A 15,723-nucleotide genomic window follows, 5' to 3' on the forward strand; every position below is an offset into this window, starting at 1 on the left:
ACACCCTATGTTTACGACTCAAACTCACCTTAAGGTGTTAGTTATGTTTTTTGTATGCGGCTTACTCAGTGCTTGCAGTCAAATACCTCGCCAATGCTCGTCAGATATTATAACCAATTGGTCTAGCGCACATCAGCAAATCACTCAAGATATCACCACACTGAGTTCCGCTGAATTTCAAGGCCGCAAGACAGGCACCGAAGGCGCCCGCCTTAGTCGAGAGTATTTAATCAAACGATTTACAGAGATGGGATTACAACCCTGGCAGCCAACGTTTGCAGTTCCGTTCAGTTTTCAACATCAATTTTCGACCGTTTCTGGGGTCAATATCATTGCGACCATTGCGGCAAAAAAAAACTCAAATCGCTGGAGAGTGATTACCGCGCACTATGATCACTTAGGCCAGACAGCTAGCAAAATATATCCAGGTGCAGATGATAATGCTTCAGGCATTGCTGGCATGCTAGCCATTGCTGAACGCTGGAAACAGTCTCCGCCACTAGATGATGTTAATTTAATGATTGTTGCCACTGATGCCGAAGAACCTGGTTTATATGGTAGCTATGCATTGGTGACAGCATTACAGCAACAGTCGCAAATGGACATAGAACTCAGCGTTAACTTAGACATGATAGGTCATCCTGATCGCCGCAGGGCTATCTACCTAGAGGGGCAAGACAATCTTGAAAATTTTGAGTCGATTGAGCCTCTATTAATGCAACAGACTCAATTATGCATTAAGACTCATCATACAAACTTATTAAGTGGACGAATGAGAAAAAGCGACTGGCTTAGAGCATCAGACCATTATCCATTCCATAAAGCGGGTTACGCTTGGGTGTATTTTGGCGTGCCACCACATGCGCAATACCACACGCCAGACGACACAATAAACACCCTAGATATCGACTTTATAGTCGCAGTAGCAGAAACCGTGTATCAAATGCTCAGTATCGATAAATTGACCAAGCTTCCTAAATAGCCTTTCCCACACCAACAAATGTTCACTTTTCAATCAATTGAGATATGTTAAAAATCAAGAATCAGGCCAATATTAACCTAGAATAGACCAATTAAGGTTTATTTTCAGTTTTTACGTGGTCAACTCACAGAGTTGCTGCTATAATACGCCCCCTTATCGGCGCGGGAAATCGACACGGGGTTGATTTTCTGTCTGTGAAACTTTAGCACGAGCTTCCGAACTTCGTGCGCATCCACAAGGCTACAAATCAATGTCATCTGAAAGAACTTTCCGCGAACTCGGCCTGTCTGAGTCTTTGTTGCGTTCGCTTGACGAGTTAGGTTATGAAAAACCAACTCCAATTCAAGCTGCTAGTATCGACCCGCTTATGGCTGGTAAAGATATTATCGGTCAAGCACAAACCGGTACCGGTAAAACAGGCGCGTTTGCCCTGCCTTTACTAAACAAAATCGACATGAAAATCAATGCTCCACAGATTTTAGTGTTAGCACCAACCCGCGAATTAGCGGTTCAAGTTGCCGAAGCATTTGGCAGTTATGCCAAATTCATAAAAGGCTTCCACGTACTACCGATTTACGGTGGTCAAAGCATGCAACAACAATTAAACGCCCTTAAGCGTGGACCACAAGTGATTGTTGGTACTCCAGGTCGTGTAATGGATCACATGCGTCGTGGCACGTTAAAGCTAGATAATCTAAAAGCCTTAGTATTAGATGAAGCCGATGAAATGTTAAAAATGGGCTTCATCGATGATATCGAATGGGTATTAGAGCACAAGCCTTCTGATAGCCAACTTGCATTATTCTCTGCCACTATGCCTGAGCAAATTAAGCGCGTTGCAGCTAAGCACTTAACTAACCCAGTGAATATCAGCATAGCGTCTAGCCAGACAACTGTTGAGTCTATCGACCAACGTTATGTGCAAGTATCACAACACAATAAACTAGAAGCGTTAGTACGTGTTTTAGAAGTTGAAAATACTGAAGGTATTATCATCTTCGTTCGTACTCGTAACAGCTGTGTTGAATTAGCAGAAAAATTAGAAGCCCGTGGTTATGCTTCATCACCATTACATGGTGACATGAATCAACAAGCACGTGAGCGTGCAGTTGAGCAGCTTAAACGCGGTAAATTAGACATTTTAATCGCAACTGATGTTGCGGCACGTGGTCTAGACGTTGAACGTATTGGACACGTAATAAACTATGATATTCCTTATGATTCAGAAGCCTATGTACACCGTATAGGTCGTACAGGTCGTGCTGGTCGTACTGGTATGGCAATCTTGTTTGTGACCAATCGTGAAATGCGTATGTTGCGCACTATCGAACGTGCTACTAACAGCCGTATTTCGCCAATGAAAGTACCTAGCCCTGAAACAGTTGCAGAGCGTCGTTTATCTCGTTTAGGTGAGCAAATCCAAGAAACCATTAACGGTGATCTAGATTTCATGAAGAATGCCGTTGCTGAATTATGTCAACAACTTGAAGTTGATACTGACTTACTGGCTGCTGCATTATTACAACAAGTACAACAAGAGCGTCCGCTTCAGTTACCAACAATTACCGAGCGTCAACGTGATTCTCGTGACGATCGTAGTAACGACCGTGGTGACCGAGGTGATCGTAATAGCGACCGTCCACGTCGTGAACGCAGTGAGCGTAGTAACCGTCCAGCACCAACTAGTTTTGGTGACGCGGAAGGCTTAAAAGATAACCCAGACGTGAAAATGAATCGTTATGTTATCGATGTAGGTCGTGAAAATGGTGTTGGTGTAGGTAACATCGTTGGCGCAATTGCTAACGAAGCAAACATTGATAGCCGTTTCATTGGTCAAATTCAATTATTCGATCAAGTGACAACGGTTGATTTACCAGACGGAATGCCTAAAGACATCCTTTCGCACCTAAGAAAAGTGCGTGTATGTGGTCGTCCTTTAAACATTCGTGAAGCTGGTGATGAAGTATTTGCTGATACGACTCGTGGCGCAGGTGCTCCACGTCGCCCACGTAGCGATCGTGCTCGCAGTGACCGTCCTCGAGGTGATCGCCCTGCAGGTGATCGTCCACGTAAGCCACGTGACAACGGCTAATCATTCAATTGAATGACACAAAAAATGGAGCCTAATGGCTCCATTTTTGTTTTCCGCTTTTGATTAAACCCATTATTTATAAGCTAAGAATGATAAAATCAAATAACACTAATTAATTTGATTACTACGGAAATATTGGCGACACTGACCATTAATGGATTAACTCACCCAATAGGCAACCTAAATGGATTTTTTAGGCTTCATTTTACAGATAGTTGGTGGCTCGTCACCTTTGGATCTAGCTCAATCAGCTAAACAAGATAAAACATTACTGTGGATGATGATAATTGGCTGCACATTTTTTGGCACATTTGGATTAACGCTTTATTACCTCGCACAGCACAGTTAATCGCATCAATAACACTCATACGGTCACTGCACTAACTTACATTCAATTCAAATAACTACAACACAGTTCGGAATGCTTTTTTCTGTTTGCGCTTTTGGTACATGGGCACAATTTGCACTACAAACACCGCACACACAATCAGCACTATTCCCATCAATGACAGCGCATCAATATTAGCGCTGGTAAATACCCCGCTCCACCAACCTAAACAGACCACTAGCTCAGTCACACTAAAACTCAATACTGGGGTTAACGATAACATCGCGCTTACCTGTGCTGTAGGCCAATAATGTAAAGCTTGAGCAAAGCAGCCATAAGCAATCAAGGTGTTAGCACCACAAAAAAGCACAATCCACCATTGATCTAATGTCATCGCTTCAAACTGACTAAAGTGACTAAATGGTGCCATGACCACAATCCCTAATGCATAAATAAACAACAGCACATTACTGGGCGATAAACACTGGCTAACCGACTTTTGCAATAAAGCATAACTGGTCCACGACATCACCGAAAACTGCACAATCATAATACCAAGCAATACCTGATGATCACTTGCTTGATTTAAATCGAGCTGCGGATGGAAAAACATCAGCATCCCTAATGCAAGGGTGGCAAAACAACTTAATTGAAACCCATTAAAGCGCTCTTTAAAAAACAATACTCCGCCAAATGCCAAGAAAAATGGTGCGGTTTGAAAATTGAGTTGCGCAGTGCCTGGCGCTAAATACCCCAGCGAATAAACAAACGATACGTAGTTACACATCAGCAACACGCCCGCTAACAGTAACTTCAACCATATCAATGCCGGAAGCCCAACAAATTGACGCAATGCACCCAGTCGCCATTGAATCAATAACGTCACCCCTAACGCCATGACAAACCGGAACCAAGTTAATGTAACCGGAGTAATAAAACCACCAGATAACTTTAGCGCAATAGGCAAAATGCCCCAGAAAAACACTGCTATTGATACAAAGATAAGACCCATGCGGGTATTGGCACTCTGTTGTTCACTATTCACTTTTATCGGTCCATAATTATTTAAGGCTGAATTTTGCCTGATTAACCGAGCAAAGTCTTGACCAAGATTTTACTCAACTAACCAATGATTGTTCGCAGAACAAAAAAGCCTATTTCAGCACCTCCTTTTTACGTGGCAAATCCCGTTAATGCAGGTAAAATAGTGGCCATAAAAAACCTATATGCCATATAACCTAAGGAACACTCGCATGAGTCTTGCCGATTCCGTTCTTGCCGTGAACAATGATTTACCTATTCGTACCGACAAACCTGTCCACAGTGGCAAAGTGCGCAGTGTGTATTGGTTAACAGATGCAGATAGCCGTCGACTCATCCGTGATAAAGGTTACGATGTGCCTGAAAATACGCCGCTGGCAATTATGGTGATCAGCGACAGAATTTCCGCTTTTGATTGTATTTTCCATGGCGAAGGTAATTTGCAAGGTATTCCTGGTAAAGGCGCTGCACTGAATGCTATTTCAAATCATTGGTTTGGTTTATTTGCCGAAAATGGTTTAGCTGACAGCCATATTTTAGATATTCCACACCCATTTGTATGGATAGTTCAAAAAGCCCGTCCCATAAAAGTAGAAGCCATTTGCCGTCAGTATATTACTGGTTCCATGTGGCGCGCTTATTCAAAAGGTGAGCGAATTTTTTGCGGTATCACACTACCAGAAGGCTTACAAAAAGATCAAAAACTGCCTGAGTTGCTAATTACCCCGTCAACTAAAGGTATTTTAACCGGTATCCCGGGCGTACCAGCGCAAGATGACGTTAATATTAGCCGCAGCGACATTGAAGCCAACTACCAAGCTTTCGGTTTTGAAAAGCCGCAGGATATCGACCTATATGAAACACTGCTCAAGCAAGGTTTTAAGGTGATTTCAGATGCACTAGCAAAGCTTGATCAAGTCTTTGTCGATACCAAGTTTGAGTTCGGTTACGTTAACGATAAAAACGGCCAGTCAAAACTGATTTACATGGATGAAGTGGGTACTCCCGATTCATCGCGTATTTGGGATGGCGCAGCTTATCGCGAAGGTAAAATTGTTGAAAATTCAAAAGAAGGTTTCCGTCAATTTTTACTCAACCATTTCGACGATGCGGACATTTTATTAAACAAAGACAGAATGCCAGAGCGCGAAGTCCTTGCCCGTGATAACGACTTACCGTTAGAAGCCATGATGAACGTATCGCGGACTTATACAGGTGTTGCAGAAAAAGTGACTGGCGCAAGTATTCCATTACCTACTAACCCAAAAGCAGACATTATTAACGTATTACGTGAACAGTATGATTTAATAGTATAAGACTGATTAGATTTAATAATAAGGCGCTTAGGCGCCTTTTTTTATGTTCATTAATCAAGATCAATGACATGCTATGTGCATGAACGCAGAGAAAATCCCCTTCCCCATAAAATAGCCTCAGCACAACTTAACAATCTTTTTTGTCGCATTAATCATCGACGACTGTATCACCTAGCAAAAAATTCCCAGCAATTGAGATAATTTACAAAACCTACAAATGTAAATGATAATGATTTTCATTTGAAACGATTGTATTATCCTGACTGTTAAATAATTGAAACTCAAAAACCAACACTCATAACACACAGAACATGGATTCGTTCATAGCAGTTAAAGATGATAACACCATGAAATTAAATAAAATTAGTTTAGCAATATTATGCGCTATTAGCTTCAGTCAACAGGCTGTTGCAGCCGACACAGTCACTGATGAAAGCAACAAAAAAGAAAACATCGAAACAATCGAAGTCACTGGCAGTTATATCGCGGGTTATAATGCTCATTCAGCCAGTGGCGCATCACGATTAGACTTGGATATTATTGATATTCCTCAATCGGTTTCAGTTATTACCGATGCCCAACTACAAGACTTCCAACTGCACGACATTAACTCAGCACTCGACAGCGCAACAGGCGTTAACGTTGAGCGCATTGAGACTGACCGCACCTATTACACCGCGCGTGGTTTTGACATCACCAACTTCCAAATCGATGGTATTGGTTTACCGCTAACATCGGGTAATAATCATGCCGACGAAGATACCGCTATCTATGACCGTATTGAAGTGATCCGTGGTGCAAACGGCTTAATGACCGGTGTAGGTAATCCTTCTGCCACAATCAACTTTATTCGTAAACGCCCAACCGCAGACAACCAACTGTCAGTTAATGCTACCTATGGTAGTTTTAATAATACCCGCTTAGAAGCAGATGGTTCAGTTCAACTTAATGACACCTTTGCAGCACGCGCGGTTGCGGTCACTCAAAGTAAAGATTCGTATTTAGACCGCTACGAAACTGAAAAAAATATTTTCTATGTGTTTTTAGAAGCAAACCTTTCTGACGATACCAGCCTGTCATTAAGCCACAGCTACATGAATAATGATGCAACGGGTAATAACTGGGGCGCGTTACCGTTATTTTACTCAGACGGCAGTGCGACCAATTATGATCGTTCAACCAATACTTCGGCAGATTGGTCAAATTGGCAAGTCGTCAAAAATAATACCGTTTTAGAGCTTAGTCATCACTTTAATGATGACTGGCGTTTACGTGCCACTTATTCTCATAAAAGCACCGATGAAGACACCGAGTTGTTTTATGTATATGGCACACCAGATAAAGACACTGAGCTTGGCTTAACAGGTTATGGAAGTGAATACGACTTTGATGACAAAAGCGACTTAGTTGATATTTATATTGATGGTAACTTCAGTTTATTTGGTCGTGAACATCAGCTTGTTGCTGGAGTAAATTACTCAAAAATGAGCTATACCGACAGCTCACTTTACGACTACACCACAGGTAATGGCTTCCCTGCGATGCCCGATCTCAATACCTGGGATGGTAATACTCCTAAGCCAACTTTTACCGACGGTTTACGTGGTAGTGATGTAGAACGCAAACAACAAGCTGCTTATTTTACTGGCCGCTTTAGCATTGTTGACGATTTACACGTCATTGTTGGCGGTCGCTACAACGACTGGCAAGCCGAAGGGATTTCTTATGAAGTTGATCAAGATGCCGACTACCAAAAATTTATTCCATATTTAGGTGCGGTATATCGTTTTACGCCTGAATTAGTTGCCTACACCAGCTATACCGAAACCTTTGTTCAACAAACAGATCCAGACACTAGCGGTGTGTTTCTTGACCCTATTACGGGTGAAAGCCGCGAAATAGGTATTAAAGGTGAGCTATTTAATGGTCGCCTAATTGCCAGCCTCGCGTATTTTGACGTGATTCAAAACAATATTGCTCTGCCTGATCCTGCCACAGCGGATCTGCCGATAGAATTGAAGCGTTATTATGGTTCAGAAGGTATTAGCAGCAAAGGTTATGAAATCGATATTGCGGGTGAGATTTATTCAGGACTCAATGTCAGCATTGGTTATACCGATTTTGATATCGAAGGTGATGATACGGTTACGGCTTATACTCCGAGTAAGTTATTCAAATTTGCAGCTACCTATGACTTTGAAACCATTGAAGGATTCTCTGTTGGTATGAACATGCGTTGGCAAGACGATATCTCACGCGATCAAGGCGTGGTAGCTGTCGGTTTTGATAATGCAGGTGCTGAAATCATTACTGAACAAGATGCATATGCAGTTATCGATTTAATGGCGAAGTATCAAATCAGCGAAAATTTAGGCCTAGCAGTTAATGCCAATAACGTCGGCGATGAGAAATACATCAACAGTTTATATTGGGCCCAAGGTTATTACGGTGCGCCAGCCAATTACAGCGCGACGCTAACATGGAAAATGTAAGCCACTGCGTCACGAATTAATAAGTGCTATTTAGCCGGTAATTTTACCTGTTCATGACACTTATCACTGACTCAATAAAAAAAGATGACCTTACAGTCATCTTTTTTATTAGTGTTTTAATCACTGGTAAACATTAACGACGGCGTAAACCTAATGCACCTAATAACATCAACGCAAAGTAACCCAAACTACCACCATCACTGTCTTGAACAGGCTCTGGAGTTGGCTCAGGTGTTACTGGCGCAGGATAGCTTAATGCAATGATCACAGGGTCGTGATCTGAGGCAGAAAATGCATTCTCAGATTTAACCAAGTCACCAGTGTACTTGCTGCCATATTCAAATAAATTAGATTCAACCGAGTTGATGTGCCAATCGTCAATATCAACTAACTTAGCTGCTAAGCTAGCATTGGCTAAGGCATGATCTAAGTTACCTAATTCACCGCTGTAGCTATATGAGTATGTTGTTGCACCATGTGCTTGAGTATTTAAGTTAATTAACCCATAACCTTTATCAATCACACTGCCTTCACGTTCGTATACTTTACCGTTTAAAGTTGTCCAAGACGCGGTGCGGATAACATGGTCAGTAGTTGACGCATCATAGTCAGTTAATACTGCGACAGGATCTTCTTTACCGTATGCATTTAAGTCACCAATAACCAGTAAATCACCATCAACATCTTTGAGTGAATCACCCAATACTTTGGCAGCAGATACGCGGAACGCATTACACTTACCTTGCATGTCAGCAGGTTCTGAATCTTCGTTAAAATCAGCCCACTCTTCAATACAACCTGAACCTTTCGATTTCAGGTGATTAACCACAACAGTCAGTTTTTCATCATTAATGGTAAAAGTTTGTAATAGACTGTGACGTTGGTACTTATCATAACTAGGGCTTTGCTCAACCACGCCATCTTGCTCACGAGTCTCAGCACCTTCTGCGGCATGTTGCTCTGGCGTAGCAATCACTTTTGCTGCACCCTCTAAGGTAATGCGATCAGGGCGATATAACATACCGACTGTAATAGCATCACTACCTATATATTTGCCTTCATACTTGTCGGCATCTTCAACTTCAACAAAACGATACGCTTGCTCATCAGTTAGCTCTGCATTAAGAGCATCAACCAAGTTTTGAATAGCACTGAGCTCACCAAAACCATTGTTAGCTATTTCCATCAGGCCAACAACATCAGCATTCATGGCAACTAGCGCTGTCACAATCTTAGTACGCTGCAATACCATCTCATCTTCTGTTGTCGCACCACGATTGCTGTCAGTAGGATTTGCATCGCCACCAACCACGTCATTAAAAAAGTTCAATACGTTAAAGCTAGCGACTCGAATATCGCCCATGTCAGCCACGGTAGGCGCATCAGTACGATCATTTTCACGAATAAAATCACCTGCGGTAATCGTGTTAGTCGCTAAAAGACGGTATGCGTTGTAACTATAGCCAATCACACCTTCAAGGTTTGTTAGCTGGTCGCCGACACGGATGTAACCCGTTTCGGCATTAAAATCTGGGAAGTAAGGTACTTCGCCGTTGTTAGCCTTGTAATCAGATTCGACTAATAAATGGTTTACCGCATTAGCTTCACCCAAGGTAATAGCCTCTGCTGAATTGGGTTCAAACACTTGGGTTGGCTTCATTAATGGTGCTTTATGTGACAACACCATATTGTTTCGGTATGAATCATAATCGAAACTAAAAGTACGAGTGACTTTCATCTCGCTACCGACATCCAGCTTCACTTTCATGCCTTCTACACGCTCTAATGCTTGTGCTAAGGTTTCGCCATCTGCTACATAAAACTCAACACCTGCGGGAACATCTCCTAATGCACCTACTTCAAACTTTTGATCTGCTTTTAGGTCAATCTGAGTTGAGCCGTAATACTCATTTACCTTACCTTGTACACACACTTCAGTACCTGGTTGAATCGTATCTGGCGCAGCTTGGTTTAGGTAGACAAAAATACCGTCTGAAGTATAAGGCGAGTTATCGCCTTCAACATCTTGAATAAAGAAACCTTTGTATAAGCTGTCACTTCTAGCAGTAACGATTCCTTTTACTGTCACTTCGTTAACCGATGCAAAACTGCCATCAGCAATCAACGGGCTTGACTCACCAGCGCCTTGAACATCGTAAATACTGGTCAGTGTGGCACCATCACAAGTAAATGCTGCTGTGTCCGACGAAATCAATGCATCAGCATTAGCCATCATTGGCAATGCTGCGGCAACGGCGAGTGAAACCACCGTTAGTTTAGTTAGTCCTTTCATTTATAAACCCCATATTTGTAATAAAAATGCTATTTTTTTGTAATATGCGGCAAGATTGTCCCAAAATTCGTTTACATAATACAGCATATTGATCACATAAATGAGGCAAGAAAAATAGCTATCTAATTGATTAACATAATAAAATAATACACTTGGCTGAACAGTGAAAAACAAATGTTAAAATAACTTTTAAGAAACAAGCATTAAGATGAAAACAAGCCTATATAAAATCTCAACAAAAGAACAACGTACTGTTTAATATGATTATTCCCCCATCATGTCGTTAAAAAATATTAGGGATTTTATCAAATGATTAGGCTAGTATGGCTGCTGTATAGCATGCTAAATAAGCCACCCATAAAAAACAATAAAACACTTAAGACATTAGGTTTATTGTCGATATTGATCCTACATCAATATCATTTTGGTCACTGCAAAAGACTATTCAGCTAACTATTTAGTACCAAAAGACTAAAAGCTCATCTAGTTATTTGCCATTTATTGTATTCACAGGTTTAGGTACACAACCATGAAAGAAGTTGATTTCAGAAATATCGATAAAATTTTCATCAAAATGTCCATTAATGATAAATTTTTGGTTATTTTCGGACTGTTCCTCATCATTTTATCAAGTGTATCGATTAGTGGTTACCTTAATAAAATTGACAATATTGAACAGCAATCACTGCATGTTTTAGAGCAAAAAGCCGCCGCTACCGTAAAGGCTCTTGATACGACTAATCAATTAGATCAAGCTGCAAACTTAGGCTTACAAGTATCTACACGTTCTCAAAACAGTTCACGGCAACAAGATACCATTACTGCAGTTTATGGACTAGACGGTAAATTTTATACATTGACTGCATCCGTCTATGATCAAGAAGCCAATGCTAAACAAGCGGCATTAACATCGTTGTTGCTATCATTCCTATGGATATTGCCTTTTAGTCTCGTACTTTACTGGAATGCTACCTTCATTGGCGGTGCCTTGTGGGTGTTATGGAATACCACGGAAAAAATTGCCAAAGGTGATTTAACTTCTCGTTTAGGTTTCCACCCTGGTCGCGATGAGTTTGGCACCATTGGTTGTGCACTAGATAGAGCAATGGATACATTAACTGAGCTTGTTGTGGCGGTGAAAAAAAGTGCAGAGACATTGCAAACAACGTCCAGCTCATTTGCCAATGAAGCTTTACAAAGTGCAGAACAAATTGATTTACAGTATGCTTCTCTTGACTCGGTAGCCACTGCAATGGAAGAAATGACGGCATCAGCAGCTGAAGTATCGAATATTGCCCGAAATTCAACTCAACGTGTTGAACAAGATTCAGAATACACGCGTCAAAGCTATGATAGAGCTAAGCGTGCGATTAGTGAAATTAAGCAGCTATCGACCTACATTGAACAAACATCGAGCTCGGTTAACACATTAAAAATCAACGCAACTAACATTAATGAAGTCATCACCACCATTAATGGCATTTCAGATCAAACCAACTTACTGGCATTAAACGCTGCCATTGAAGCGGCACGAGCGGGTGAAATGGGTCGTGGCTTTGCAGTGGTTGCTGACGAAGTCAGAACCCTTGCAGGACGTACTCAAGCTGCAACGGTTCAAATCCATAAAATGATTGAATTACTGCAAAGTGAAACACTTAATATTGACACTATTACTCAAGATACTGTTAAACAAGCACAAAGTAGCAGCGATTTAATTACTAATATTGGTACCGATGTTAATGCGATTTCTGAATCATCACGTTCAATTATGGACATGAGTTTCCAAATTTCAACCTCATCAGAAGAACAAAGTGCTGTGGCCAATGATATAGCTAAAGAGCTGGCAGACATAAGACAGAAATCTAATATTATTAGAAGCTTATCTCAACAATCTTCAAATGGTGTGAAAGCATTATCAAAAGCATCTGTTGATTTAGGTAAAATATTAAGCCAATACCGCACCAATTAACTTATCAATGGATATGTTTAGCTGCATATAATTGCTAAATGAACATATTCATATGAAAGTAATATGTGCGTTAAGTAAACTTGGCAAAATAGCTTAACGGGTTAACCGCCAATCAATAAAAAACCGATATCATTGATATCGGTTTTTTTGTTGTATCAACAGTGGATTAATTCACTGCTTATGTACTCAATACTATTCTAACGACGTCAGTCTATGACCTAATGCACTTGTGCTGTCAGGCGTCAGTACAAAGGTAAAATTACTGTCGCCACTTATATCTAAAGAATCAGACTGATAAATGAGTGTTTGAGTGCCATTATCAGCCTCATACACTATGTTAATTTCATAAAAATCTTCAGGTAAGGTTGTACTCTGTTCTTCAACAAAGTCTAAGTCAGTCAAGGTATATTCTGCGGTTTCAATGGTTTCTGAAGCACGCACAAAATACACGCTCAGATCATCATAGTCATAAGATAAATTGACTACGTCAACTTTGTATTCATAAGCACGGGGACGCAGGTCTTGAGTAATTTCCATTCCTTCCACTGAACCGTCTTCGTTTTGATATACAAGCAAAGATTTCACATCATCTTGTTCAAACGTCACTAACAAGTTATTAAATAATTGCGTTTTGGTTGTAGCATCTTTTGCTGTGATCCCGTAATCGTTAAACGAAGTTGATTGGTAATCAGATACTGTAAACGGCGAAATATCATATAAATACTGAGTTTCTTGCTGACTAGCAATATCAACATCAATGCTTTGAGATTCAAGGCCATTAAATACTCGATAGTCTGCAGTTGCTTCCAACGCAGCATAATTATCTACCGTAGTGGTCGAGTCAACACTGTCGATGTTCACTTTAATATCACCAGCACCAAAGCTATTGCGGATAACCAATTTATAAACGGTTTCCGTGGTTAGATCCATGCTGCCAGTGGTATAAATTACATCTTTAGTACCTGTGTCGGTCAGATAGACAATGTAATCTTCGGTATCTAGAATGGTTGAATCACTGTAGCTACCGTACCCTACACTGCCTAACATTACCGCGTCATCAATGGTTTGAGTATCAAGTGAAATATACGCATCAAATGTGCCTTCATCAGTTGCTACGTTGGCAATAAGCACCTGCATTTTACTGTACTCATAATCATCATCTGCGTTAAGATCATCCATATCTTCACGATTGTAATTAATATCCAGTAATTGTGGATCTAAATAATCACCATATAACACAAATAAATGGTTATCATCGTTATCCATGTCAACAGTATCACTGTAAATAGATACTGTTTCACCATCTTCATCTTGACCATAAATTTCTAAATCTGCATCGCCCGTGCTGTAGCCATAACGCGGCATAGCGTCAGCAAAATCGATTGAAGTATATGAGTAGTCGTCAAGTACTAGCGATGTAGAAGTACTATTAGGCGATCCATTATAATATTGCACATAAGCGTAGTCAGAACTGCTATCGCTACTATCATCCGATCCACAGCCAAATAATAAGGCTCCAACTGTTGATATCATTATCAATCGACTTACTTTCTTGTTGAACATAATTACTCCATTAACCACCTAGTTACATTTGCAGTATTATGACTCTTTGTATGCGTAAACGACTGTCAAGAAAGGTAAAGTAAATATATAGATCGTCAAGATTGACTATTTTGGTTATAAAAAAACCTCTTATCTGCTGATAAGAGGTTAATCATTTGGAAGTCTGGCTTAAGTTAACTGTTTTTAAGCTAGGTTTTTTAGCCTATTTAGTTACCAGCAATTTTCATTTCGTTCAGTAAAATACCACCAGTACGGATTGATGAACGTAAATCGCGATCCTTACCGACACCTTGGATACCCATAAACATGTCTTTTAAATTGCCAGCAATGGTAATTTCTTCTACGGGATATAACACTTCGCCGTTTTCAACATAAAAACCTGCCGCGCCGCGAGAATAATCACCGGTGACGCCATTAACACCTTGGCCCATCACTTCTGTAACAATTAAGCCGGTATTCATCATCTTCACTAAGTCATCAAAGGTTTGATTGGTGTGGCTCAAGGTCCAGTTATAAATACCGCCTGCATGCCCTGTGTTGGTCATACCTAATTTACGAGCGGAATAGCTGGTTAACAAGTAAGTCTCTAGCTGGCCGCGATCAATAATACGACGGTCTTGAGTCGCTACACCTTCACTGTCGTAATTGGCACTCGCTAATGCACCAATTAAATGTGGTTGTTCTTCAATGCTAAACCAGTCTGGAAATATTTGGCTGTTCAGTGCTTCCATCAAGAAGCTCGACTTACGGTAAATACTGCTACCACTAATTGCACCAATTAAATGCCCCATTAGGCCAGTAGCAATTTCTGGGGCAAATAATACCGGCATTTTCGCTGTAGCAATTTTGCGCGCATCCAAACGGCTCAAGGTTTTGTTGGCTGCTTGTAATCCTACCGCTTCAGGTGACAGTAAATCTTGATATTTACGAGCAACGGTATAGTCGTAATCGCGTTGCATATTGCCATCAGACTCTTCGCCAATAACAACACAACTTAAACTGTATCGCGAGCTACAATAACCATTCAAAAATCCATGACTATTACCATAAACTCTGGCGGCGGTATGCGCATTAGCACTTGCACCGTCAGAGTTACGGATACGGCTATCAACTGATAAACTCGCTTCCTCAGCACGTATCGCTAACTGAGCTAACTCTTCAGCATCAATATCTTGCGGATGGTATAGCTGTAAGTCTCGAATATCTTGTGCCATCAAGGCCGGATCGGCTAAGCCACTAAAAGGATCTTCTGAAGTATATTTTGCAATACCATCAGCCGCCTTAACGGCTTGGCGAATAGCCTCAGGGCTTAAATCTGATGTGGACGAATTTCCTTTGCGGCCATCTCTAAAAATAGTAATGCCTAAGGCACCATCTTTATTAAACTCAACCGTTTCAACTTCTTTGTCACGGGTCGAAACCGATAAACCTTGCTGCTTACTAATGGCCACCTCAGCGGCTGTCGTACCCAACTCTTTCGCGTATTCTAGTGCGACAGATACAGCGTCTTTTAATGCCGTTAATTCAGAATCAATTCTAGGTGTTGGTTCACTTGCGCCTGGCGCTGAAGAAGGATGAGAAGCCACAAATTTACTCTTTGATTAGTCTAATTGACGCTAGCATATCAAATTCAATTGGCGATTGATA

General features: G+C 40.9%; 9 protein-coding genes and 1 pseudogene. 6 read left to right on the forward strand and 4 right to left on the reverse strand.

Annotated features, from left to right (window positions below; all coding sequences use genetic code 11):
- Positions 1–43: 43 nt before the first annotated feature.
- The 3 genes from ABIS04_RS17815 (at position 44) to ABIS04_RS17825 (ending at position 3,423) form a co-directional block, all read left to right on the forward strand.
- Positions 44–982 carry a M20/M25/M40 family metallo-hydrolase gene (locus tag ABIS04_RS17815; RefSeq protein ID WP_350431945.1) on the forward strand — a complete coding sequence of 313 codons (939 nt, stop codon included), beginning with the start codon at positions 44–46 and terminating at the stop codon, positions 980–982.
- 250 nt (positions 983–1,232) lie between these two features.
- On the forward strand, positions 1,233–3,074 hold the full coding sequence (locus ABIS04_RS17820) for a DEAD/DEAH box helicase (protein WP_137224841.1): 1,842 nt from the start codon (positions 1,233–1,235) through the stop codon (positions 3,072–3,074).
- 184 nt (positions 3,075–3,258) lie between these two features.
- Positions 3,259–3,423, forward strand: coding sequence for a hypothetical protein (locus ABIS04_RS17825; protein ID WP_350431946.1), 165 nt, complete (start codon positions 3,259–3,261; stop codon positions 3,421–3,423).
- A 55-nt stretch (positions 3,424–3,478) separates the two neighbouring features.
- On the opposite strand, the gene ABIS04_RS17830 is transcribed toward ABIS04_RS17825, so the two are convergent.
- Positions 3,479–4,414: a DMT family transporter gene (locus tag ABIS04_RS17830; protein WP_350433470.1), complete on the reverse strand. Its 936-nt coding sequence runs from the start codon at positions 4,412–4,414 to the stop codon at positions 3,479–3,481.
- Between the two features lie 241 nt (positions 4,415–4,655).
- Between ABIS04_RS17830 and ABIS04_RS17835 the strand changes: the two genes are divergently transcribed.
- Positions 4,656–5,759: a phosphoribosylaminoimidazolesuccinocarboxamide synthase gene (locus tag ABIS04_RS17835; protein ID WP_350431947.1), complete on the forward strand. Its 1,104-nt coding sequence runs from the start codon at positions 4,656–4,658 to the stop codon at positions 5,757–5,759.
- 347 nt (positions 5,760–6,106) lie between these two features.
- Complete coding sequence (locus ABIS04_RS17840; protein ID WP_350431948.1) at positions 6,107–8,251, forward strand: TonB-dependent siderophore receptor; 2,145 nt, start codon at positions 6,107–6,109, stop codon at positions 8,249–8,251.
- 133 nt (positions 8,252–8,384) lie between these two features.
- Here the strand turns inward: ABIS04_RS17840 and exeM are convergent.
- Positions 8,385–10,484 (reverse strand): annotated as a pseudogene (gene exeM, locus ABIS04_RS17845) (extracellular exonuclease ExeM); the annotation flags it as partial.
- A 589-nt stretch (positions 10,485–11,073) separates the two neighbouring features.
- Between exeM and ABIS04_RS17850 the strand changes: the two are divergent.
- Positions 11,074–12,513: a methyl-accepting chemotaxis protein gene (locus ABIS04_RS17850; RefSeq protein WP_140235288.1), complete on the forward strand. Its 1,440-nt coding sequence runs from the start codon at positions 11,074–11,076 to the stop codon at positions 12,511–12,513.
- 192 nt (positions 12,514–12,705) lie between these two features.
- Here the strand turns inward: ABIS04_RS17850 and ABIS04_RS17855 are convergent, their stop codons facing one another.
- Together ABIS04_RS17855 and pmbA are read right to left on the reverse strand one after the other, a co-directional pair.
- Positions 12,706–14,076, reverse strand: coding sequence for a hypothetical protein (locus tag ABIS04_RS17855; RefSeq protein ID WP_140235289.1), 1,371 nt, complete (start codon positions 14,074–14,076; stop codon positions 12,706–12,708).
- Positions 14,077–14,282: 206 nt separating this feature from the next.
- Positions 14,283–15,662, reverse strand: coding sequence for a metalloprotease PmbA (pmbA, locus tag ABIS04_RS17860; protein WP_350431949.1), 1,380 nt, complete (start codon positions 15,660–15,662; stop codon positions 14,283–14,285).
- Between the last annotated feature and the right edge of the window lie 61 nt (positions 15,663–15,723).

The organism is Shewanella sp. H8 (genome assembly GCF_040285065.1).
Lineage (GTDB): Bacteria > Pseudomonadota > Gammaproteobacteria > Enterobacterales > Shewanellaceae > Shewanella > Shewanella polaris.